General features: G+C 63.9%; 19 protein-coding genes. 10 read left to right on the forward strand and 9 right to left on the reverse strand.

The genetic code is table 11. The features are described 5' to 3' along the window. Positions 1-31: 31 nt before the first annotated feature. Positions 32-2,017, reverse strand: a complete 1,986-nt coding sequence (locus ACTG4K_RS13320) for an SDR family oxidoreductase (RefSeq protein ID WP_439114700.1) — start codon at positions 2,015-2,017, stop codon at positions 32-34. A 288-nt stretch (positions 2,018-2,305) separates the two neighbouring features. Here ACTG4K_RS13320 and ACTG4K_RS13325 point away from each other — a divergent pair, with 288 nt between their 5' ends. The 4 genes from ACTG4K_RS13325 (at position 2,306) to ACTG4K_RS13340 (ending at position 5,820) form a co-directional block, all read left to right on the forward strand. Beyond that, positions 2,306-2,938: a phasin family protein gene (locus tag ACTG4K_RS13325; protein WP_439114701.1), complete on the forward strand. Its 633-nt coding sequence runs from the start codon at positions 2,306-2,308 to the stop codon at positions 2,936-2,938. A 121-nt stretch (positions 2,939-3,059) separates the two neighbouring features. Then, positions 3,060-4,343: a patatin-like phospholipase family protein gene (locus ACTG4K_RS13330; RefSeq protein WP_439114702.1), complete on the forward strand. Its 1,284-nt coding sequence runs from the start codon at positions 3,060-3,062 to the stop codon at positions 4,341-4,343. A 23-nt stretch (positions 4,344-4,366) separates the two neighbouring features. Next, positions 4,367-5,026 (forward strand): TetR/AcrR family transcriptional regulator, encoded by a 660-nt coding sequence (locus ACTG4K_RS13335; protein WP_439114703.1) that lies wholly within the window; start codon positions 4,367-4,369, stop codon positions 5,024-5,026. Between the two features lie 20 nt (positions 5,027-5,046). Then, positions 5,047-5,820 carry a hypothetical protein gene (locus ACTG4K_RS13340; protein ID WP_439114704.1) on the forward strand — a complete coding sequence of 258 codons (774 nt, stop codon included), beginning with the start codon at positions 5,047-5,049 and terminating at the stop codon, positions 5,818-5,820. A gap of 16 nt (positions 5,821-5,836) precedes the next feature. Here the strand turns inward: ACTG4K_RS13340 and ACTG4K_RS13345 are convergent, their stop codons facing one another. The 3 genes from ACTG4K_RS13345 to ACTG4K_RS13355 all read right to left on the reverse strand — a co-directional run bounded on the left by ACTG4K_RS13345 (position 5,837) and on the right by ACTG4K_RS13355 (position 9,426). Then, a complete protein-coding gene (locus ACTG4K_RS13345) occupies positions 5,837-6,937 on the reverse strand; it encodes a M14 family metallopeptidase (RefSeq protein WP_439114705.1) in 1,101 nt (366 codons plus the stop codon). Continuing rightward, positions 6,934-8,151: a M20 aminoacylase family protein gene (locus ACTG4K_RS13350; protein ID WP_439114706.1), complete on the reverse strand. Its 1,218-nt coding sequence runs from the start codon at positions 8,149-8,151 to the stop codon at positions 6,934-6,936. Before ACTG4K_RS13350 ends, ACTG4K_RS13345 begins: the two co-directional genes overlap by 4 nt. A 123-nt stretch (positions 8,152-8,274) precedes the next feature. Continuing rightward, positions 8,275-9,426: an ABC transporter substrate-binding protein gene (locus tag ACTG4K_RS13355; RefSeq protein WP_439114707.1), complete on the reverse strand. Its 1,152-nt coding sequence runs from the start codon at positions 9,424-9,426 to the stop codon at positions 8,275-8,277. A gap of 99 nt (positions 9,427-9,525) precedes the next feature. Between ACTG4K_RS13355 and ACTG4K_RS13360 the strand changes: the two genes are divergently transcribed. The 3 genes from ACTG4K_RS13360 to ACTG4K_RS13370 are packed head-to-tail and all read left to right on the forward strand — an operon-like array spanning position 9,526 to position 13,039. Continuing rightward, positions 9,526-11,610 carry a molybdopterin-containing oxidoreductase family protein gene (locus tag ACTG4K_RS13360; RefSeq protein ID WP_439114708.1) on the forward strand — a complete coding sequence of 695 codons (2,085 nt, stop codon included), beginning with the start codon at positions 9,526-9,528 and terminating at the stop codon, positions 11,608-11,610. Beyond that, entirely contained in the window at positions 11,610-12,698 is a 1,089-nt protein-coding gene (locus ACTG4K_RS13365) for an aminopeptidase (RefSeq protein ID WP_439114709.1), read from the forward strand. The genes ACTG4K_RS13360 and ACTG4K_RS13365 overlap by 1 nt, the downstream gene beginning before the upstream one ends. 23 nt (positions 12,699-12,721) lie before the next feature. Then, positions 12,722-13,039 carry a polyhydroxyalkanoic acid system family protein gene (locus ACTG4K_RS13370; RefSeq protein WP_439114710.1) on the forward strand — a complete coding sequence of 106 codons (318 nt, stop codon included), beginning with the start codon at positions 12,722-12,724 and terminating at the stop codon, positions 13,037-13,039. 44 nt (positions 13,040-13,083) lie between these two features. Here ACTG4K_RS13370 and ACTG4K_RS13375 read toward each other — a convergent pair whose 3' ends face one another. Next, positions 13,084-13,338 carry an acyl-CoA-binding protein gene (locus ACTG4K_RS13375; RefSeq protein WP_439114711.1) on the reverse strand — a complete coding sequence of 85 codons (255 nt, stop codon included), beginning with the start codon at positions 13,336-13,338 and terminating at the stop codon, positions 13,084-13,086. Positions 13,339-13,519: 181 nt separating this feature from the next. Between ACTG4K_RS13375 and ACTG4K_RS13380 the strand changes: the two genes are divergently transcribed. Continuing rightward, on the forward strand, positions 13,520-15,100 hold the full coding sequence (locus ACTG4K_RS13380) for a wax ester/triacylglycerol synthase family O-acyltransferase (RefSeq protein ID WP_439114712.1): 1,581 nt from the start codon (positions 13,520-13,522) through the stop codon (positions 15,098-15,100). 15 nt (positions 15,101-15,115) lie between these two features. On the opposite strand, the gene ACTG4K_RS13385 is transcribed toward ACTG4K_RS13380, so the two are convergent. Further along, on the reverse strand, positions 15,116-15,886 hold the full coding sequence (locus ACTG4K_RS13385) for a type III pantothenate kinase (protein ID WP_439114713.1): 771 nt from the start codon (positions 15,884-15,886) through the stop codon (positions 15,116-15,118). 79 nt (positions 15,887-15,965) lie between these two features. Then, positions 15,966-16,634: a LuxR C-terminal-related transcriptional regulator gene (locus ACTG4K_RS13390; protein ID WP_439114714.1), complete on the reverse strand. Its 669-nt coding sequence runs from the start codon at positions 16,632-16,634 to the stop codon at positions 15,966-15,968. Between the two features lie 89 nt (positions 16,635-16,723). Here ACTG4K_RS13390 and ACTG4K_RS13395 point away from each other — a divergent pair, with 89 nt between their 5' ends. Beyond that, the gene (locus tag ACTG4K_RS13395) at positions 16,724-18,046 is read left to right on the forward strand and encodes a sensor histidine kinase (protein ID WP_439114715.1); all 1,323 of its coding nucleotides are present in this window, start codon (positions 16,724-16,726) and stop codon (positions 18,044-18,046) included. Positions 18,047-18,073: 27 nt separating this feature from the next. Then, the gene (locus ACTG4K_RS13400; RefSeq protein WP_439114716.1) at positions 18,074-19,060 is read left to right on the forward strand and encodes a response regulator; all 987 of its coding nucleotides are present in this window, start codon (positions 18,074-18,076) and stop codon (positions 19,058-19,060) included. Here ACTG4K_RS13400 and cqsA read toward each other — a convergent pair. Together cqsA and ACTG4K_RS13410 are read right to left on the reverse strand one after the other, a co-directional pair. After that, complete coding sequence (cqsA, locus tag ACTG4K_RS13405; protein ID WP_439114717.1) at positions 19,044-20,294, reverse strand: alpha-hydroxyketone-type quorum-sensing autoinducer synthase; 1,251 nt, start codon at positions 20,292-20,294, stop codon at positions 19,044-19,046. The two genes, ACTG4K_RS13400 and cqsA, sit on opposite strands and share 17 nt — an antisense overlap. Positions 20,295-20,460: 166 nt before the next feature. After that, entirely contained in the window at positions 20,461-21,600 is a 1,140-nt protein-coding gene (locus ACTG4K_RS13410; protein ID WP_439114718.1) for an MBL fold metallo-hydrolase, read from the reverse strand. Positions 21,601-21,608: the final 8 nt, after the last annotated feature.

Genomic DNA, 21,608 nt, shown 5'->3' on the forward strand with positions numbered 1-21,608 from the left:
GGCCAAACCAAGCCTCAGAAAACCACAAATCCTAGAAGTGAATCCCCCGCATCATCTGCTGCATAGCCACCGCCTCCGGCGACAACTGCGGCTTCGCACCCTTCTCGCCCTTGGCCGCCGAAGAATCCGGGAACATGCGAAAGCTGGTGTTCATCACGATCTGCGCCACGCGCGGCACAAAGGCGTGCAACACCTGCCCCGTCACACCCAGCCGCGTCGCAATGCGCACCGGCTTGAAAATACAGGCTTGCGCAATCATGTCGGCCGCTTCTTCGGGCGCCAGCGTGGGCACGTTTTTGTAGATCTGCGTGGGCGCGATCATGGGGGTGCGCACCAATGGCATGTTGATGGTGGTGAACGAAATGCCCTGGTCGGCGAACTCGCTGCTCGCACAACGGGTCCAGGCATCCAGCGCCGCCTTGCTGGCCACGTAGGCGCTGAAGCGCGGTGCGTTGGTCAACACGCCGATGGAGCTGATGTTGACCACATGCCCCTTGCGCTTGGCCACCATGCCCGGCAGCAGGCCCATGGTCACACGCAGACAACCGAAGTAGTTGAGCTGCATGGTGCGCTCGTAATCGTGGAAGCGGTCGTAGCTGCCTTCGATCGCGCGGCGGATGGAGCGGCCCGCGTTGTTGATCAGGAAATCGACCCCACCGTGGTTGGCGATCAGCAGCTGCACGAAACGGTCGGCGTCGGCCATGTCGGCGATGTCGGCCGGATAAGCGATGAACTGGTAGCCCTTGTCCTTGGCTTCCTTGCAGGCTTCGTCCAGCTTGTCCTGGTCGCGCCCGCAGATGAGGGTGATGGCGCCGGCCTCGGCGAACTTGTGCGCTGCGGCCAGGCCAATGCCCGAACTGCCGCCGGTGACCAGCACCACCTTGCCCGCCACGGTGCCCTTCAAGCTGCGGTCGATGTGCAGGTCGGGGTCGAGGTGGCGCTCCCAATAGTCCCACAGACGCCAGGCGTAGTCCTTGAGGTTGGGGCATTCAATGCCGCTGCCCTTGAGCGCGGCCAGCGTTTCACGGCAGTCGAAGCGCGTCGGGTAGTTGACGAAATTCATCATGTCCTCGGGCAAGCCGAGGTCCTGCATGATGGCGCGGTAGACGCGGCGCACCGGCGCCAGCGCCATCAGGCCCTTCTTCACACTCTTGGGAATGAAACCCATCAGCGCGGCGTTGATGAACAGGTTCATCTTGGGCGCGTGCGCGGCCTTGCTCAGGATGTCGAGCACATCGCCCACGCGGTACCCCATCGGGTCGACCAGGTGGAAGCACTGGCCGCTGGCGCGCTTGTGGTGGCTGATGTGGTTGAGCGCGTCCACCACGAAGTCCACCGGCACGATATTGATACGCCCGCCCTCCAGCCCCACGCTGGGCATCCACGGCGGCAAAATCTGGCGCATGCGCTGGATCAGCTTGAAGAAGTAGTACGGCCCGTCGATCTTGTCCATCTCGCCGGTGCGGCTGTCGCCCACCACCAGCGCCGGCCGGTACACGCTCCACGGCACCTTGCACTCGGTGCGCACGATCTTTTCGCTCTCGTGCTTGGTCATGAAATACGGGTGGTCGATGTTCTCGGCCTCATCGAACATGTCTTCGCGGAACACGCCTTCGTACAGGCCGGCTGCAGCGATGGACGACACATGGTGAAAATGTTTCGCGCCAATAGCCTTGGCCAGTTCCACGGTGCTGCGCGTGCCGTCGATGTTGACAGCGATCTGGCTTTCGGCATCCGCCTCCAGGTCGTACATGGCCGCGAGGTGGTAGAAGTGATCGATCTGCCCCTTGAGCGCCTTCACACCGTCGGCGCTCACACCCAGCTTTTTGCTCGTGAGGTCACCAAACACGGGCACGGCCCGCGCGGCGCTCACGCCCCAGTATTCCCGCAGCGCGGGCACCTTGCCTTCGCTCGCCTGGCGAATCAGAAAGTGCACCACCGAGCCCTTGCGCTCCAGCAGTTTTTTGACGAGGCGCTTGCCAATGAAGCCGGTGGCTCCGGTGACGAAGTAATGCATAAAGGCTCCTGATTTCGGTTTTTGGCGTTCGCGGTACTGAAAAACAACGGCCATTCGACCCAACATTCTTGACCATGAAGGCGGCGGAGCGATTCCGCAATAACCCGCGTGCGCCCCCGCACCCCACCGTTTTCGGCCGTACACCGACGCGCGCCCAAAGCGCACCGCCGGATCGCGGCTTTAGTTGCGCACCCCTACACAGGCTGGCCGCTGCCGACTTACATTGACAACACGTCAAGGGCCAACAGCCCTGCTCACCCGTCATCAACGCATCCCTCGGAGTTCACCATGGTCAAGAAAATTCAGAAATCTGGCACCGACAAAAAAGCCGCTGCAGCCAGCTTCAACTCGCCCCTGTCGGGCGCCATCAAAGATTCGGCACAGCAGATCTGGCTGGCGGGTCTGGGCGCTTTTTCCAAGGCCCAGGAAGAAGGCGGCAAGGCATTTGACTCGCTGGTGAAAGAGGGTCTGTCGATTCAGCGCAAGACACAGGCCGTGGCCGAAGAACGCATTTCCGAAGCCACCAACCGCGTGAGCAACATGGCCACCGACATCTCCAGCAAAGCCGCCGGCCAGTGGGACAAGCTGGAAAATATTTTTGAAGACCGTGTGGCCAAGGCGCTGAACAAGCTCGGCGTGCCCTCAGCGCGCGATATTGAGTCGCTGATGGAGCGGATCGACACCCTAAGTGAGGCCGTGCACCGCATGGGCGCAAAGGCCCCGGCCAAAACGGTAGCCAAGGCACCCGTCAAGGCGACGACCAAACCCGCTGCACGCAAGGTTGCCGTGAAAGCCCCCGCCAAAACGGCCGCAAAAACCCCTGCGAAACCGGCCGCGAAGGCGCCAGTGAAAGCCGCAGCCAAAGTGGCCCGCAAGGCCGCACCCCGCAAAGCCGCTGAGCCGGTGGTGGAAGCTGCCTGAGCCAACCCGTAGCGGCTTGCCGCAGGATGCAAACAGGGGCGCTTGACGCCCCTTTTTTTCGCCCGTTCAACATGCTGCACCGCAGCACTTTTATGAACACCCGAGGTCTACACTCGAAAGCATGATGCAACCCCGCCAAGCCCCCGCCCGCTCCAACGCGCCTGCTGCGCGCCAGCGCACCACACGGCGTGCGCGCCCCCGCATTGCGGTGGCCCTGGCGGGCGGCGGGCCGCTGGGTGCCATTTACGAAATCGGTGCGCTGTGCGCCCTGGACGACTGCCTGCAAGGCCTGGACTTCAACGCCTGCGACCACTACGTGGGCGTATCGGCCGGGGGCTTCATTGCTGCGGGGCTGGCCAACGGCATGGCGCCGCGCCAACTTTGCGCCCTGTTCATTGAAGACCGGCCCAATGAAGAAAATTTCGACCCCTCGTGGTTGCTCAAGCCCGCCTGGGCCGAGTTCGGCCACCGCCTGCAACGCGTGCCAGGGCTGTTGGGCAGCGCCCTTTGGGCCTGGGGCGTGCAAGGCAAGCCGCTGACCACCGCCTTTGAGCGGCTGGGCGCGGCCTTGCCCACCGGCCTGCTCGACAACGAGGGCATTCACCAACACATTGAGCGCCTGTTCAGCCGCGAGGGCCGCAGCAACGATTTCCGTCGGTTGCGAGCGCGCCTGACGCTGGTGGCCACCCAGCTTGACACCGGCGACGCCGCGCCGTTTGGCCGCCCCGGCTGGGACCATGTGCCCATTTCGCGGGCCATACAGGCCAGCGCCGCTTTGCCCGGGCTGTTCCCGCCGGTTGCCATTGACGGCAAACACTATGTGGACGGCGCACTCAAGAAAACCCTGCACGCCACCGTGGCGCTGGACGAGGGTGTGGGCCTGCTGCTGTGCCTGAATCCGCTGGTGCCGTTTCACGCCAGCGAGCACCCGCGCAGCGCCAAACGCATCCCCTCGCTGGTCGACGGCGGCTTGCCTGCGGTGATGAGCCAGACCTTTCGCTCCATGATCCATTCGCGGCTGGCGCTGGGGCTGAAGCACTACGAACGCGCCTACCCCGAGAGCGACATCGTGCTGATCGAACCCGACCAGCGCGACGCGGAGCTGTTTTTTGCCAACACCTTCAGCTACCGCCAGCGCCGCGAAATGGCCGAACACGCGTACCAGCAAACCCGGCAGCTGCTGAGCGAACGCCAGGCCGAACTGGCACCGAAGCTGGCCCGACACGGCGTGCAAATAGACGCTGTGGCGCTGCACGACCCCGCACGGCACCTGCTGCCGCCGGCGCCACGCAGAGCCCAGGCGCAGAAGCGGCGAGGCGCATCGGCCACCCTGCGGCTGCACGACACACTGGACACCCTGCAGCACCAGCTCGGGCTGCGCAAACAGCCAACGCGCAGCCACTGAGCGAGCCAAAGGACACACGACACATGGTCAAAAAAGCCCCTCGCCGCACCGCCGAGCGCATCTTGGAGGTGACGCTCGAGCTGTTCAACCGCTTCGGTGAACCCAACGTGTCGACCACGCTGATTTCGGCCGAACTCGGCATCAGCCCCGGCAATCTGTACTACCACTACCCGGCCAAAGACGAGCTCATCAACGCCCTGTTTGAGCGCTACGAACGCTCACTGAACGAGCTGCTCAATGCCAGCGATGGTGTGCGCAACGTGGAAGACGCCTGGTTTTTCATGCACTCGCTGTTTGAAACCATTTGGGCGTACCGCTTTTTGTACCGCGACCTGAACGACCTGCTGTCCAAAAACCGGATGCTGGAAACCCACTTTCAGGCGGTGCTGAAAAACAAAACCCGGGCCATCCGCGCCCTGCTGGCCGGCATGAGCCGCAGCGGTGCGGTAGACGTTGACGCACGCGAAGTGGAGCCCACAGCCCATTGCATGGTGGTGGTGCTGACCTACTGGCTGAGCTTTGAATATGTGCGCGACCCCCGCAACGCGCTGGAAACCGACAACGCGCAGCAAGCGCTGATGCGCGGCGCTTACCATGTGCTCAACCTGTTGGCCCCCTACCTGGAGACCAGCCAGCGCCAGCACCTGCTGCAGCTCACGGGCGCTTACAACACCCCCACCTGAACCGGTCCGCGCCACACACCATGCACCTCTGGACCCCTTTCCCCTATCCGGGCGCTTACCGCTTCGATACCGCGAGCCTGCCCGACCACTGGGCACGCCTGCACCGCGGCGACGCGGAACCCCTGCCGACCGAGCCCGACGTGCTGCAGGCCTGGGCGCTGTTTCACAACGGCGACTTCCAGCAAGCCAACGAGGCGGGCCTGGCCTTGGGCGCGGCGGGCACCACCGTGGCCAACAAGGCCACCTGCATCTACGCCAACTACCTCGAACCCCGCGAAGAAGCGCGCCTGCTGTTGCTGAAAACCGCAGCCAGCCGGGCAGAGGCCCAGCAACAGCAGGCCCCCGCACTGGCCGGCGCCTGGTATTGGCAGGCCTATGCACTGGGCCGCTACAGCCAGGGCATCAGCGTGGCCAAGGCATTGGCACAAGGGCTGGGCGTGCGCGTCAAGACCGCGCTCGAAACCACCTTGCAGCTGGCGCCCCACCACGCAGACGGCCATCTGGCGCTGGCCACGTTCCATGCCGAGGTGATCGACAAGGTGGGCAGTCTCATTGGCAGCATGACCTACGGCGCGCGAAAAGACACCGGGCTGGCCCTTTACCAGCAGGCCATGGCGCTCAACCCGGACGCACCCACCACGCTGGGCGAATACGCCAACGGGCTGCTGATGTTGGAAGGTGAGAGTGCGGCCCCGCAGGCGCTGAGCCTGCAAGAACGCTGCGCCGCCTTTGAGCCGCTGGATGCGATGGAGCGGCTGTATGTGGAAGCCGCGCGCCAGGCGCTGCAAACGTAGCGCGGTGTTTCGCTGGTCAGGGCGCGCTCAAGCCATCCACCGCCTGAAACAGCGCCTGCCGGGCCTGCGCCACCACCTGCGCACGCCAGGTGTCGGTGTTCACATAAAACGTGTCCAGCATGCGCTGCTTGATGGCCTGATGCAGCGCCGCCGGCGCATCCGGGTGCTGGTGCAACCAGTGGTCGCCACGCAGGGCGTTGATCACCTCATCGATTGGCAAGGTCCCATATTCCAGAGCCATGCCGGTGTACTCGGCTTGCGGGCATTCTTCGTAGGCAGCACCCCACATGAGCCCGGTCAGGCGCGCCGAGGTGGAGCTGCCGTCGTAGATGGAGGTGACCGGCGTCTGGCCGCGGCCGTCCCACCAGCGGCGTGCACGCGCCAGTGCAGCGGGGTCGTCGCGGCAGGCACAAATGCGCTCGCCCACCCCGCTCGGGCCAAGGCCGGTGTGCAAGTCGATCCAGGCCAACCGGCGGGCCTTTTGCGCCTGGCTTCGCAGCACCTGGCGCAGGGTCAGGTTGCTCCAGGTGGGCGCAGTGCCGCCGAAAAACAGGCCGTCGGCAAACGCATGCTGCCCCTGCGACACCGCCGCCTGGTAACGCAACAGGCCGTGGGTGGCCACGTAGGCGTCAATGGCGGCCTGGTTGTCGGGCCCGGGTGGCCAATCGGCGGGCAACAGCAAGGCATGCAATTCGGCGTAGGCCGGATTCTCGGGCAGCGGCTGGCTGAAATCCTGGAAGTTGCGATTCAGGTCCACGTTTTCGTGGGTGACCCGGCGCACAAATGAAAAACCATGTGGGTTGAGCGCGTGGATGTACAACACAGCCACCCCGGCGGCGCGGGCGTGCGCGCGCCATTCGGCGTCGTGCGCGGCAAACACCTGCACGCCGGAACCGCAATAGCCTTCAGCGCCATGGCAGGCGCTGCTGACGATCAGCAAACGCTCCGCATCGGGCGCACCGTCCAGCGCCACATCCATGGCAAGGGTTTCGCCGTCGCGGCCGGGCAGCGGGTGGTTGTGGCTGGTGATCGACATGCCCGCAGTGGCCGCACCTTCCAGAAACTGCACCCGGGCGCGGGCGTAGGACGGCGAAAACGCGGCTTGCGGGCTGATCATGCGCTTGCCCCGTTGCGGGGCTGGGCCAGCCATTTTTCAGCCAGGCGCACCCAGAAAGTGGCACCCAGCGGAATCAGGTCGTCGTTGAAGTCGTAGCTCGGGTTGTGAAGCATGCAGGGGCCACCGCCGTGGCCCATCTCGCGGTGCGCGCCGTCGCCATTGGCAATGAAGGCGTAGCAGCCGGGACGCTCTTGCAGCATGTAGGCAAAGTCTTCGGCACCCATGGTAGGTTCCTGGTCCAGCACCTGCTCTGCACCCACAATCTCGGCCATCACGGCCCGCGCAAAAGCGGTTTCCACCGGGTGGTTGATGGTGGGTGGGTAGTTGCGCTTGAACTGGAATTCGCAGGTGGCGCCAAAGGCGGCGCAAGTATGCTGGGCGATCTCGCCCATACGGCGCTCGATCAGGTCCAGCACCTCGTAGGTGAAGGTGCGCACCGTGCCCTGGATCTCGCAGCTGTCGGGCACCACGTTGGTGGCCTCGCCGGTGTGGATCATGGTGACCGAGATCACGCCCGCGTCCACCGGCTTTTTGTTGCGGGTGATGATGGTCTGAAAGGCCTGCACCATCTGGCAGGCCACCGGCACCGGGTCGATGCCGTTGTGCGGCAGCGCGGCGTGCGCGCCCTTGCCACGTATGACGATGTGAAACTCGTTGCTCGACGCCATCACCGGCCCGGTGCTGGCTGCAAACGTGCCCACCCGCAAGCCGGGCCAGTTGTGCATGCCAAACACCGCTTCCATCGGAAACTGCTCAAACAGGCCGTCCTTGATCATCTCGCGAGCGCCACCACCGCCCTCTTCAGCGGGCTGAAAAATAAGGTACACCGTGCCGTCAAAATGGCGGTGCTTGGCAAAGTGCTGTGCCGCCGCCAGCAGCATGGCGGTGTGGCCGTCGTGGCCGCAGGCGTGCATCTTGCCTGCGTGCTGGCTGGCGTGTGCAAAGGTGTTGTGCTCCTGCATGGGCAGGGCGTCCATGTCGGCGCGTAGGCCAATGGCGCGGCCGCAGGCGCCGCCATCGCGCCCGTGCACGATGCCCACCAGGCCGGTGGTGCCCAGACCGCGGCGCACCTCAATGCCCCATTCGGCCAGCTTCTGGGCCACCACATCGGCGGTGCGCACTTCTTGAAAACAGAGTTCGGGGTGGGCGTGAATGTCACGCCGCACAGCAGCAATGCCCGCCGCCTGGGTCAGGATGGAGTCGATCAGTTGCATAGACACCTCTCAATGCCGCAGACCGGCACCAGGTTGAAAAAACAATCATGGTACCGAAGACCCGGCAGATACCTGCGCCCCGCGGGCGACACCCCCAACAGCAGCCGGGTGGCTGCATGAGGCTCAGCGGCGGATGCGGCCGTCCTCGGTCAGCAAGGTCAGCTCCACAAACTTGGAGCCGGTGTGCTTATTGGGGCCGAAGTCCACCGGAAAGCCGCCCAGGTTGACGTTTTGCATGCCCTGAATGGCGGCAATGAAAGCCTCGCGCGTGAGCGCGCGCCCGGCCCGCTTCACCGCTTCCGCAAACACCTTGGCCGCCACGAAACCTTCCATGCCCGAATAGTTGGGCACCACACCGCGCTTGTCTTTCAAAGCGGCCAGGTAGTCACCCGACAAACGGGTCACGGGGGCGTAGGGAAAGGGCATCACCTGGCTCACGACCACGCCACGGGCCTCGGCACCCAGCTCGTCCATGAGCGCCTGCGTACCCACGAAGGACACGTTGTAAAAATTGCCGATGAAGCCTTGCCGGCGCGCAAGCCGGATGAAGGTGGCGCAGGCCTTGTAGGCGCCAATCTGCACAATCGCCTCGGGCTTCACCGCCATGATGGTTTTGAGCGCCTGCTCCACGTCGGAGGTGTTGCGCTCCACCGTGCCCAGGGCAGCGGGCTCCAGACCAACGCCTTTCAAGGCCCGGGCCACGCCCTCCAGACCCGTCTTGCCGTACGCGTCGTTTTGGTAGAAAACCGCCATTTTTTTGATGCCCACCGCCGTCACCTGGCGCACGATGGCCGCTGTCTCATCGAAATACGATGCCCGCACATGAATGGCGTAGCGGTTGAAGGGCTCACGCAAGGCCTCTGCGCCCGTGAAGGGTGCAAAAAAGGGCACCTTGGCCGCCGTTGCCAGTGGCAGCGCTGCCAGGCTGGTGGGTGTGCCGATGTAGCCAAACAGGGCAAACACATCGCCGCTGATGAGTTGTCTCGTGTTGGCCGCGCAGCGCTCGGGCTCGTAACCATCGTCCAGCCGCCTGATCTCGATGCGGCGGCCGTTCACGCCGCCCTTGGCGTTCAGATCTTCAAAATACAACTGTGCGCCCAGGTGAAATTGCAAGCCCAGCTGCGTGGCCGAGCCGCTGAACGGCGCCGACTGGCCCAGCACAATGCGTGTGTCGCTCACCCCGGCACCTTGAGCCTGCGCGGTGCTGCTCCAAGCCCCAATGGCCGCAGCGCCCAGAAGCGTGCTCGCGTTTGAAATGACCTCACGACGTCGCATACGGTATCTCCTGATATGCTGTTTTTCTTTGTCCGATTGCTGCGCGGCAGACCCCGGTATGAATACTTATGTACCCTACAACAACCACCGGTTTTGACCATGTCTGAACCGACCTCCGGCACCCATCAGCCGACGAGCCCGGTGAGCGGTACCGTGCGCGGCGCCTGCCCGCACGACTGTCCAGACACCTGCGCGCTCATCACCACCGTTGAAAACGGCGTGGCCATACGCGTTCAGGGCAACCCGGCGCACCGCCACACCGATGGCGCGCTGTGCACCAAAGTATCCAGGTACACCGAGCGGAGCTACCACCCAGAGCGCCTGCTGCAACCGCTCAAGCGGGTGGGGCCCAAAGGCAGCGGGCGCTTTGAGCCCGTGGCCTGGGACACTGCGCTGGACGACATCGCTGCCCGCCTGAAAGCCATTGCAGCGCGCGACCCGCAGGCCATCCAGCCCTACAGCTACGCGGGCACCATGGGCCTGGTGCAGGGCGAAGGCATGACTGCGCGCTTTTTCAACCGCCTGGGGGCTGCGCACCTGGAACGCACCATTTGCGCATCGGCCGGAGCCGAGGGCCTGATGAACACCCTGGGTGGCAAGGTAGGCATGAAGGTGGAGCACTTCGCCGAGTCCAAGCTCATCGTCATCTGGGGTAGCAACTCCATAGCCAGCAACCTGCATTTCTGGCGGCTGGCGCAGCAAGCCAAGCGCGACGGCGCGCGGCTGGTGTGCATTGACCCACGGCGCAGCGAAACGGCCGAGAAGTGCCACGAACACATTGCGCTGCGTCCCGGCACCGACGCCGCTCTGGCGCTGGCGCTGATGCACGAACTGATACAGCACGACTGGCTGGACCACGACTACATTGCGCAGTACACCGAGGGCTGGGAAGGTCTGCGCGAGCGTGCTTTGCAATGGCCCCCTGAGCGCGCGGCCGCCGTGTGCGGTGTGCCGGTGCAGCAAATCACCGACCTGGCGCGCGCCTACGGCACCACAAAACCGGCGGCCATTCGCCTCAACTACGGCATGCAGCGCGTGCGCGGCGGTGGCAACGCGGTGCGCGCCGTGGCCTGTCTGCCAGCGCTGGTGGGCGCCTGGCGCCACCGGGCGGGTGGTTTGCTGCTGTCGGCATCGGGGCATTTTCCGGTGCAGCGGGCGGCGCTGCACCGGCCTGATTTGCTGGCTGGCCGCACACCGCGAACCATCAACATGGTGACCATTGGCAACGACCTGCTGCGCGAAGCGTCGCCCGATTTCGGCCCGCGCATCGAGGCGCTGATCGTCTACAACAGCAACCCGGTAGCGGTAGCGCCCGAGTCGGGCAAGGTGGTGCAAGGCTTCGCTCGCGACGACCTGTTCACCGTGGTGCTGGAACATTTTCAGACCGATACGGCCGATTACGCCGACTACATCTTGCCGGCCACCACCCAGCTGGAGCACTGGGACATCCACGCCAGCTACGGCCACACCGACGTGTTGCTCAACCGCCCTGCCATCGCCCCACTGGGCCAGGCGCGCACCAACACCGACATCTTTCGCGCGCTGGCTACGCGCATGGGTTTTGACGACCCGTGCTTTGCGGACGATGACCTGCAGTTGTGCCGCACCGCCTTTGGCGACGCGGTGAGCTTTGAGACGCTGTTGGAACACGGTTACGCCACGCTGCCCCTGCCCGACGCACCGTTTGCCCATGGCGGCTTTCCCACTCCCTCGGGTCGCTGCACTTTTTTCAGCCCCAGGCTGGCCGCTCAGGGCCAAGACGGTCTGCCCGACCACCTGCCCAACTTTGAAACCGCAGGCAGCAGCCCCCGCTTTCCATTGGCCATGATCTCGCCCCCGGCGCGTAACTTCCTGAACTCGACCTTTGTCAACGTGAAAAGCTTGCGCGACATGGAGGGCGAGCCGCTGCTGGAGATGCACGCCGACGACGCACTGGCGCGCGGCATCCAGACCGGGCACCTGGTGCGCGTGTTCAACGACCGCGGTGAATACCGATGCAAGGTCAAGGTGAGCGCGCGCGCCCGCCCGGGCGTGGTCAACGGGCTGGGCGTGTGGTGGCGCAAGCTGGGGCCGTCTGGCACCAACGTGAACGAACTCACCAGCCAGAAGCTGACCGACATGGGCAACGGCCCGGTGTTTTACGACTGCCTGGTTGAAGTGGCCGGGCTGCCCGAAAGCACCTGATGCGCCTGCGCACCGCCGCCCTGGTACTTGCGTTCAGCCTGACGGGCTGCGCCAGCCCCGAACTGGGTGTGGGCTACTACTGGCAATCGGTGACCGGGCATCTGAGCCTGATGCAGGCCGCCCGGCCGGTGCAAGACTGGATCGACGACGCGCAAACCCCCGACACCCTGAAAGAGCGCCTGCAAAGGGCCCAGCGCATGCGTGCTTTTGCAGTGAACGCGTTAGGCCTGCCCGACAACGCCAGCTACCACCGCTATGCCGACCTGCAGCGCCGCGCGGCGGTGTACAACGTGGTCGCAGCCCCGGCACTGTCGCTGACGCTGCAAACCTGGTGTTTTCCCGTGGCGGGATGCGTGGGCTACAAGGGCTATTTCAGCGAGGCCGACGCACAGGCTTTTGCACGCAGCCTGCCCGACACACTGGAGGTGACGGTGTACCCGGTACCCGCCTATTCCACGCTGGGCTGGATGAACTGGGCCGGAGGCGACCCGCTGCTCAACACCTTCATCGGCTCCCCCGAAGGGGAGCTGGCGCGCCTGCTGTTCCACGAACTGGCACACCAGGTGGTGTACGCCAAGAACGACACCGTGTTCAACGAGTCGTTTGCCACGGCGGTAGAGCGTCTGGGCGGCGCTCGCTGGCTGGCCCAAGAGGCCAGCGAAAACGCCCGCGAAACCTACCGGGTATTTGACGAACGGCGGCAACAGTTTCGCGCCCTCACGCGGGTGGTGCGCGGGCAACTGCAGGGCATTTACAGCAACAGCCAATGGGATGACGCAGAAAAGCTGCGCCGCAAAGCCGAGGTGATGACCGCTTTCCGGCGCGACTACGCAGCGATCAAAACCCGCTGGGGCGGCTACGCGGGTTACGACGCCTGGGTGGCGCGGGCCAACAACGCCAGCTTTGGCGCCCAGGCGGCTTACGACGAACTGGTCCCAGCGTTCACCGCGCTGTTTGAACGCGAGGGCCAGGAATTCAACCGGTTCTATGATGCGGTAAACGCCTTGGCGGCACAGCCCAAAGCGGCGCGGCATGCGGCCTTGGGGCGGTTGAGTCCCGTCACCATCACGCAATCAGTTCGCCCCTGAACCCCAGCTCAACGGAACCCGACATGGCAGACATTCACATTCGACGCGACCACCACCTGGGCCTGAGCGGCGCGCGCAAGGTCGCTTGGCAATGGGCCGAACAGGCCGAAGCCGACTTCGACATGAGCTGCACCTACGAAGAGGGTGACGCTGTAGACGAGGTTCAGTTTGCCCGCACTGGCGTCCATGGCACGCTGCGGGTATCAGCCGACCACTTTGAACTGGACGCCAAGCTGGGCTTTCTGCTGGGCGCGTTCAAAGAGCGCATTGAAGGTGAGATTGTGAAAAACCTCGACCAGTTGCTGGCGGCCAAAAAGCCCGCCGTGCGCAAAAAAAAATAGCCCCACAACGGGGCTGTTGAACGCAGAAGCTGGCGCGTGGCCGTTCAGCTCAACGATTCGATCAGGTCCACGTACTGCTGCATCGCCGCCTCGCTGGCGGTGCCTTTCAGGCTGTTCCAGGCGTCCCATTTCGCGCGGCCCACCATGTCGCTGAAGCCGGGTTTTTTCTCGGCGTTGTCGCCGGTGCTCGCTTGCTTGTAGAGCGCGTAGAGCTTCAGCAGCGTGGCGTTGTCCGGGCGCTCGGTCAGGTTCTTGGAGTTGGCGACGGCGGCATCGAAACGGGTTTGAAGGTCGGACATGCGGTTTCTCCAGATAGTTAAAAGGGCGTCGGGCAGGTGAACAAAAAACGCTCAACGCATCAGGGCCAGCCCGGTATCTTACGGGCAGCCTTGTCGGCAAAATAGACGCCAACACCCACAACCCGCCGCGCTCCGGCCCACCGTCCGGTGGCGCCGCGCAGGGCTGGCAGCAGGAGATGACATGGTTCAGCGCGTTGCCCCAGCAGCCAAAGCCCAGGCCCCATCGGGTCGCCTGGCCACACCGAGCGCAAAACCCGGCGCGCCTGCGCTACCCGGTGCCATGCAAGCGCTGGCTGCCACCCTGGGGCTGGAAGGCGAGCGCATGAGCAAGGTCGACACCGCCTGGCTGCGCATGGACTCGCCATCCAACCTGATGATGATCGTGGGGGTGTGGATTCTGCGGCCCGGCATCGACCACGCGGCCTTGAGCGAGCGGGTGCGCGAACGCATGCTGCCTTACCGCCGCTTTGTGCAAATCGCGCGCCAGGACGCCGCCGGCGCGCACTGGCTGAACGACCCCGCCTTCCAGCTCAGCCGCCATGTGGTGAGCCACACGCTGACACGCCAACGCGACCAAAGCGAGCAAGACGCCCTGCAAGCGCGGGTGGCCGAACTCGCCATGCAGCCGCTGGACCACAACCACCCGCTGTGGCGGTTTGAGCTGGTTGAGCAGTACGGCGGCGGCTCGGCTTTGATCGCGCGCATTCACCACTGCATTGCAGATGGCATCGCGCTCATCAGCGTCATGATGAGCCTGGTGGACGGCGGCGCCCTGCCCCCGCAACGCAAGAAAAAACAGCCCAGCCGCACGGGGCTGGAAGGCGCCGAAGGCTGGGTAGCCGACACCCTGATTCGCCCACTGGGCGACCTGACCGCCCGGGCACTGGAAGTGGCCGGTGGTGGCGCGGCCAAATCGCTTTCGCTGCTGGCCGCGCCGCAGCAAGGCCTGAGTGACACGCTGGCCCAGGCCATGGACCTGGCCCGCATGGGCGGCCAGCTCGCCAGCGATCTGGCTGCACTGGCGCTGATGCCCGACGACTCGCCGACCCGGCTCAAGGGTCAGCCCGGCCAACATAAGCGGGTGGCCTGGTGCGAGCCGATCCCGCTGGACGAGGTGAAAGCCATCGGCAAGGCGTTGAACTGCTCGGTCAACGACGTGCTGCTGAGCTGTGTGGCCGGCGCACTTGGCAACTACTTGCGGGCCATGGGCGACGACCCCGCCGGGCAAGAAATTCGCGCCATGGTGCCGATCAACCTGCGCCCTATGGAAGATGCCTGGAAGCTGGGCAACCGGTTTGGGCTGGTGCCGCTGGTGCTGCCCATTGGCACCGACAACCCGGTCGAGCGGGTGTTTGCTGTGCGCTCGCGCATGAACAGCCTCAAGGGCAGCCTGCAACCCCTGCTGACGTTTGGTTTGCTGTCGGTGGCAGGGCTGCTGGTGAAGCCCGCACAAGACGCGCTGCTGAGCCTGTTCGGCCGCAAGACCACGGCCGTGATGACCAACGTGCCCGGGCCGGTGGGCAAAATGAAACTGTGTGGCTCCACGCTGGAGCAAACCATGTTCTGGGTGCCGCAAACGGGCACGGTAGGCCTGGGCGTGTCCATCCTGAGCTACGGCGGCGGTGTGCAGTTTGGCGTCATTGCCGACAGCACGCTGTGCCCCGAGCCCCAACGCATCATTGACCAGTTTCACCCAGAATTTGCCCGGCTGCTCACCCTGACGCTGATGCTGCCCTGGGGCGAGGCGGCCGAGCCGGGCTGACGCGCTTGAGGCGTTTCAGATGGCCAGCAGCCGCCGGTCCGCGATCTCCAGCAAACCATCAAAAATAAGGCTGTCAACCAGCTCCACCTGGGTGGACATGCTGGGCGCCATCTTCCAGCCGGCGCCACCGGTCATGTAAACCACCGGGTCGGCGCCGCAATGCTGGCGCAGGTTTTCCACCATGCGCTGCACCGCGCCGGCAATGGCAAAGGTCCCGCCGCTGGTGAGCGCGTCGCTGGTGTTGGTGGGGAAGTCGCGCACCTCGCCGGTGGGCACGTGCAGCCCGGCCGTGCCTGACTCCAGCGCCCGCAGCATGATGCCGTGGCCCGGCAAAATGATGCCACCCAGAAAGCAGCCTTCGGCGTCAATGGCCTCGACCGTGACCGCGGTGCCCACCATCACGACCACACAGGGCCGCGAAGGCCCTGCGGCCAGCACCCGCTGGCGCGCACCGATCATGGCCACCCAGCGGTCCGAACCCAGCCGCGCCGGGTGGTCGTAACCATTGACCAGCCCCGCTTCGGCACTGCTGGACACCACCCACTGCGGCGCAACGTCCCACAGCTCCAGCTGCTCCTGCACACGCCGCTTGACGGCGTCGCCCGCCACCACGCAACCCACCACCCAGCGCGGTGCGGGCAGGTCGCACCAGTCGCCTTCGGCCAGCTTTTCAATATTTTCAAGGAACTGCGCCCCGTGTGCCAGCAGCCTTGCGCCAGCGCAGGGTGCGTCATACAGAGCCCATTTCAAGCGGGTATTGCCAACGTCGAGGGCCAAAAAAGTCATGCGCGCATTATCACCATGCGCGGCGGGCGGTCTTGCGGCGGTGCAGCATGGACACCGCAAGCGCCCTCACCAGATCAGATCAGATAAGCCCGATCCAGCAGGCCCGTTGCACGGCGGCTAGCTTGTTGTCGGTCTGGAGCTTGGCCATCGCATTGGCCAGGTGGTAGTTCACGGTGCGCTCCGAGCAATCCATACGCAGCGCCGTTTCGCGGGCGGTGAGGCCTTCAAAAGCCAGGTTGAGGCTTTCCTGCTCGCGCGGGCTCAGGCTCACACGCTGCTCGGCAATGGCCCGGCGCAGCATGGGCCAAATATTGAATGCCGACCAGGCCAGCGTAGCCGCTTCGGCGCGCCCTGCAAACATGCGCGGGCTGAACAAAAAACACTCAAACGAGCGACCAGCCGGCAGGGTAAAAGCCACCCGAACCAGGGTTTGGTAACCGTGGGCCAGCCACAGCCGGCGCCAGCGACTGGTCGGGTCCAGGGCCGCCTTGGAAATGTCCTGCCAGGCCACCAACGGCGCATCGCTGTCACGCCAGCTGGCGCCAAAGTCGCGGCTCTCGGCCAGCGCCTGGGCGGGCCCCAGCAAACGCGGCGGATGCACAGCCAGCACCTCGCGGTCGTCTGCACCGCCCAGCGGGTTGGGCCCCAGCACCAGCACCGACTCCACCCCCTGGTCGCTCAGGGCGCTCACCCAGTCGGCCAAGACAGCGTCGACACCCACGCTGTCAAAGTTGACAGGCAAAGTCATGGCGGCTGTGTGCGGTTGTATGGACAATGCCCAGTTGCTCGATGTGCACAGCACAAACGGGCGCCATTGAATGATGGAAGGAAAACATAGTGCCCCTGGACCGGTTGAGGTTCCACAGCGCTAAAGCGCGCCTTTGGCGGTGGCTGCTGGACGAAGTCGTTCACGCACCGCTAGAGCCTATTTTGCATCCATCGCGGGAACGCCTCCAGTGGCTGGGTACATTCACGCTTTTTGGGCACTTGGCTTTCGCATGGATTTGGGGTGTTGCCATGCCCCAACCCTATGAGAACGTTGCGTTGCGGTGCGGCATTGCCTGCTTAGGTATTCCTTTGCTACTCAACCCAATCAATCGCGACCTAACATCCCGGCTGACGACGGGTGTCTTCGTTGCCTCCAGCTGGCTTCAACTTCCACTGTTCTTTTCCTGGATGTACTGGATGAACAATGGGAACGCCGTGTGGTTCGCCAGCATGGCGAGCATGCTGGTCATTTATTACCACCTGACCGACTGGCGACTGGCGACACTGGGTGCAGTTGTCGGTATCGTCCTAAGCTATTGGCTCGCCAACCCGGAAGTGGCAACGGCGCACAGCCCCGCGACTGGATCGGACCAACTGGTTGTACTGGTATTTGCCTGGGTATCGGCGATATTGCTCGGGGCGTCCAGCGCCAACCTTCGAAGAACCCGCCTTCTGAACACACTCAGCACCATGGGGGTCATGGCACACGAACTGCGCACGCCCCTGGCCACAGTGAACCTCATGGGCGATGTGCTCCGCACGCTGGCCAAGCACGACCTTCCTGAAACCAAACGCAAGAAAATTGACGAGCTGTCCACCCGTCTGCAAAGCCTGGTGCGCAGCATGAACCGCCAGATCGACACCCAGATTTCCAACGCACAACTGATGCGCCTGCCCAGCGAACAGGACGCCATCATGGCGGCCGAATTGGTCCAGGAAGTGGTTAGTGGCTACCCCTACCGGTCTACCCGCGAGAGGGACTGTGTTCGCATTCACATACAGCAAGACTTCTGTTTTGTAGGCTCGCGCCCGCTGTTTGCCCAGGTGCTGACAAACCTGCTGAAAAATGCCTTGCACTCGCTGGCCTCTACCAGCATCGCACCCAGCCCAGGCGACCTGCGGCTGGAAGTGGGTCTGCACCATGGTAGGGGCCGCATCGCCGTCTCTGACGACGGCGTGGGCATTGCCCATGCGGAACAACACCGGATCTTCGAACCCTTCTTTTCCACCCAACGCGGCGCAGGCAGCGGCCTTGGACTCACGTTCTGCAAAAACGCCGTCGAAGCGGCCCATGGCACGCTCAGCGTGCATTCCGAACCGGGTTTGGGCGCCGTGTTCATGATCGATCTGCCCCTGAATGCTGAGCGCATTTTGACCACCACCCCGCTCTGAAAACCCACGTACCCGGCTTATTTCCTGATGGCACTGACGATTTCTCTTTTTCAACGTCCCGGCAGCATTTTGTTTCTGGACGACGACCCGGACTACCTGGACATGCTCGGCATGGTGGTGCCAGAAACGTGGCGCGTTGAGCTGTTTTCACGCCCATCGGGGTTTGCCGAGCGCATGCGTGAAGAGCCCGCCCGCTGGGAAGCCGATGCCGCTGCCCAGCTGCACATGATCGATCGCTGGCGCCAGGGCCAGCCACTCATGCCGCAAATACTGCACTATTGGGCCACCACGCCCTCGCGCTATGCGCTGGCCAAAACCTGCTTGATAGACTACGCCATGCCCGGCACCAATGGCTTGCATGTGCTGGACACCTTGCTCGACTGGCCGGGCTCAAGGGTCTTGCTCACGGGGCAAGCGGACGAACAAGTGGCGGTCAAGGCCTTCAACAGCGGTCTGATTGACCAGTTTGTTCCCAAGCAAGATCCCGACATCACCCGCCACCTACTCAGCGTGTTGCGCAAGCTCTCAATAGCCGCACACCCGAGGCTCAACACGCTGTGGCGGGCGGCGCTGCGGCCCGCTCAGCAGTCCTTGCTGCAAGTGCCATCGGTGTCGCAGGCGCTGCAAGCCTACACAGAGCAACACTGGGTTGAATACGTGGTGCTCGGTGAGCCTTTTGGCCTGCTTGGGCTCACCGCCGCAGGCGAATGTCACTGGCTGCAATTAGAGCCTGCCAGCGGCCTGAGCGATCTCGCTGAGCTCGCCGGTTCGGCTGGGCTGGGTTTTGACCTGGTGCGCTCGATCGAAAACGGCCAACAACTGGCCGCCATTGAACTGCACCAGCAATTGCACTTGGCAGGGCCGGTGCGCATCGCACCGACCCTACCCATGGGGAACGACGGCAGCTTGCACGCTGCCTGCTTCGTGCTCGATGCGGCAGATCTGCCGCAGCCCGTTTATGCCTACAGCCACTTCCTGACGGCGCAAGACGCCCGCATCATCCAGGACAGTTGAGCCCTGCGGCCCGGGCGCGCCGCGCAATGGGCCAGTCCCACGGTTTCACCAGTGGCGCAATTTCCCGCGCCACAGCTGTGACGTGATCCAGCTCGGCATCTGTCAGTGCCGCGTGAAGGGTCAAGCGAACCATGGTGCGGTTGCGGCTGGTAGCTGGTGCACAAAACACTGCACCAAAAACATTTCGCTCTTCCAACAAGTCGCGCAACACCATGGTGTCGGGCTCGGTCCCTGCCTCCAAGGCAATGATCTGTTCGGTACCCTGATGAATGGGATAGCCAAGATTGGTGAGGGACTCGCGCAACGCGCTGGTGTGTGCATGTAGGTGTTGTCGCTCGGCTTCACTTCTCCTGATGACATCCAGCGTAGCATCCAAAGCGGCGATCTCGTGGGGGAGCAGGCACGAGCTAAACATATTGGGATAGCTTGTGCTCAACACATAGTTGCGCATGGCCGCTGGCACCGTGAGGAATCCAGCCCGCCCAGCGAAGGCTTTGGCCAGGCTGGCAGTGATGAAGTGAACTCGATCACTCAAACCCAATGCGGCACACAAGCCTGCACCCTCTGGGCCATGGGTGCCCAAAGAATGGGACTCATCTACAAGAATCATGCAATTGCGATGCTCCGCCACCTCCACAACGGCTTCCAGTGGGCATACAGCGCCCGTGGTGCTGTAAACCGAATCGATCACCACCAGGCCTGGCCCGTGCCGCTTGATCAAACGATCCAGATGCTGAGAATCGTTGTGGCGGAAGGGATGTGCACAAGCCCCAGCGCGGCGCGCGCCCTCCCACAACGAAGTGTGAGCCAGACTGTCCATGTAGATGGTGGTCTTGTCGTCAGCAATAGACTGCAGCAGACCCAGGTTGGCTGCATACCCAGACTGACAGATAAGCCCATCCTCCTTACCGAGAAACCCCGCCAATCTGAGTTCAAGTCTCCTGGCTGGATGCGCATCAAGCAAAAACACGCCGGACTGGATCACAAACTCTGCATCCGTCTTGATGGCGTTGGTCTGCGCTTGAATAATCTGGGGATGCCCGGTCAGACTTAGATAGTCATTCCCGTTCAGGCGAACCGCATCACGCCCGGCTTCGCGGCCATGCAGAAGCGAACGGCCACTCCACAATGTGTCCCATCGGGTCGTGAATTCACGCTGAATACGCGCTTGCAAATGCGCCGACAGTGCAGGATTGATCGGTGTTTTTTCGCGGGTCAGTTCAAGCAGGTCCATGGAGTTCTCCTTAAGGAAAAGAAAACCCCATTGAAAAAAGAAATGCGTGAAAAAATGCACGACCCCTGTCAACCTTGACAGGGGTCGCTACGCTTTTCTCTCAAGTTTGGTGCGGCCTTGCCGACGGGCTGCGCCAAAAAGCAACAGCGAACGGTTTCGGGGCGCCTCAGTTTTGGCGCCAGGGAAGCCCGTGGTGGCGCCAGCCACCCTTGTGCCCACGCTGGGCGCTGGCATCGGGGTCGCCCTCAAAGCCTTCCAGAATGTTGTAGGCTTCCAGCCCCAGCTCGGTTGCCCGCTTGGCGGCAGCGATAGACCGCACCCCACTGCGGCACAACAGCACCAGCTTTTTCCCGCCGGCGGCGGCTTGGCGCGCCGCGTCGTCGAACTGCGGGTTCAGGGCCATGCCGGGCCACTGCTTCCAGGCCACCGGCACGGCGCCCGGCACAAAACCGACCCACTCGCGCTCGGCATCGGTTCGCACATCTACCAGCACCGCTTCGCCCGATTGCTTCCATTGCCAGGCCAGCTGGGGCGACACATCGCCAGCATACGAACCCGCGTGGGCGCCAGACGCCGGGCGCGGCTGCATCAGCAAGGCGCCGTCGGCGTCGTGCCGGATGCCGGACGTGAGGTTGGCCGGCACCGCTTCGTCAATGCGGCGGGGCTTGGGCAGACCCAGCGCGTCCATGATGGCCACAAACTCGGCCTCGGTCTTGCCGGCCACGCGGGCGTTACTGGCCTTTTCCTGCCCAATGGTGGAGTGCGTGCGGCCCTGGTAGTCATGCCCTGGCCAGACCGTGGTGGCGTCCGGCAGCGCAAACAGCACCGCCGTAAGGCTTTGGTACAGGTCGTGGGCGCTGCCCGACTGGAAATCGGTGCGGCCGCAACCGTTGATGAGCAAGGTGTCGCCGGTGAACACATGGCCCCCTTCGGGGGTTTGCCAGACAAAGCTCATGCTGCCGGCGGTGTGGCCGGGCGTGTGCAGGGCGCTCAGCGTCTGGTCCCCAAAGCGCAAGGTGTCGCCGTGTTGCAGCTGCACACCCGCCGTGCCAATACCGCACCCCACAGGCGCCGCCGTTTTGGCACCCGCCAGCTCGGCCAGCTTGCCCGCGCTGGTGATGTGGTCGGCGTGGGCGTGCGTTTCCACCGCCCAGACCAGCTTGAGCCCATATTCGCGCAGCATGGCCAGGTCGCGCTCAAGCTGCTCGTCCACCGGGTCGATGATGATCGCGTCGCGAGTGGCCTGGTCAAACAGCACATAGGTGTAGGTGCTGGAGGCGGGGTCGAAAAGCTGGATGGGGTTCATGGCGGCTC

This window comes from Hydrogenophaga sp. (genome assembly GCF_965657535.1).
In the GTDB taxonomy this organism is placed as follows: domain Bacteria; phylum Pseudomonadota; class Gammaproteobacteria; order Burkholderiales; family Burkholderiaceae_C; genus Hydrogenophaga.

Bases quoted from the DNA above. Each gene is read 5' to 3' on its own strand.
- ACTG4K_RS13380 (WP_439114712.1), top strand. From the start codon at position 13,520: ATGGTTCAGCGCGTTGCCCCAGCAGCCAAAGCCCAGGCCCCATCGGGT.
- ACTG4K_RS13360 (WP_439114708.1), top strand. From the start codon at position 9,526: ATGTCTGAACCGACCTCCGGCACCCATCAGCCGACGAGCCCGGTGAGC.
- cqsA (WP_439114717.1), bottom strand. From the start codon at position 20,294: ATGGACCTGCTTGAACTGACCCGCGAAAAAACACCGATCAATCCTGCA.
- ACTG4K_RS13390 (WP_439114714.1), bottom strand. From the start codon at position 16,634: ATGACTTTGCCTGTCAACTTTGACAGCGTGGGTGTCGACGCTGTCTTG.
- ACTG4K_RS13385 (WP_439114713.1), bottom strand. From the start codon at position 15,886: ATGACTTTTTTGGCCCTCGACGTTGGCAATACCCGCTTGAAATGGGCT.
- ACTG4K_RS13370 (WP_439114710.1), top strand. From the start codon at position 12,722: ATGGCAGACATTCACATTCGACGCGACCACCACCTGGGCCTGAGCGGC.
- ACTG4K_RS13335 (WP_439114703.1), top strand. From the start codon at position 4,367: ATGGTCAAAAAAGCCCCTCGCCGCACCGCCGAGCGCATCTTGGAGGTG.
- ACTG4K_RS13375 (WP_439114711.1), bottom strand. From the start codon at position 13,338: ATGTCCGACCTTCAAACCCGTTTCGATGCCGCCGTCGCCAACTCCAAG.
- ACTG4K_RS13355 (WP_439114707.1), bottom strand. From the start codon at position 9,426: ATGCGACGTCGTGAGGTCATTTCAAACGCGAGCACGCTTCTGGGCGCT.
- ACTG4K_RS13365 (WP_439114709.1), top strand. From the start codon at position 11,610: ATGCGCCTGCGCACCGCCGCCCTGGTACTTGCGTTCAGCCTGACGGGC.
- ACTG4K_RS13320 (WP_439114700.1), bottom strand. From the start codon at position 2,017: ATGCATTACTTCGTCACCGGAGCCACCGGCTTCATTGGCAAGCGCCTC.
- ACTG4K_RS13330 (WP_439114702.1), top strand. From the start codon at position 3,060: ATGATGCAACCCCGCCAAGCCCCCGCCCGCTCCAACGCGCCTGCTGCG.
- ACTG4K_RS13345 (WP_439114705.1), bottom strand. From the start codon at position 6,937: ATGATCAGCCCGCAAGCCGCGTTTTCGCCGTCCTACGCCCGCGCCCGG.
- ACTG4K_RS13350 (WP_439114706.1), bottom strand. From the start codon at position 8,151: ATGCAACTGATCGACTCCATCCTGACCCAGGCGGCGGGCATTGCTGCT.
- ACTG4K_RS13410 (WP_439114718.1), bottom strand. From the start codon at position 21,600: ATGAACCCCATCCAGCTTTTCGACCCCGCCTCCAGCACCTACACCTAT.
- ACTG4K_RS13325 (WP_439114701.1), top strand. From the start codon at position 2,306: ATGGTCAAGAAAATTCAGAAATCTGGCACCGACAAAAAAGCCGCTGCA.
- ACTG4K_RS13400 (WP_439114716.1), top strand. From the start codon at position 18,074: ATGGCACTGACGATTTCTCTTTTTCAACGTCCCGGCAGCATTTTGTTT.
- ACTG4K_RS13340 (WP_439114704.1), top strand. From the start codon at position 5,047: ATGCACCTCTGGACCCCTTTCCCCTATCCGGGCGCTTACCGCTTCGAT.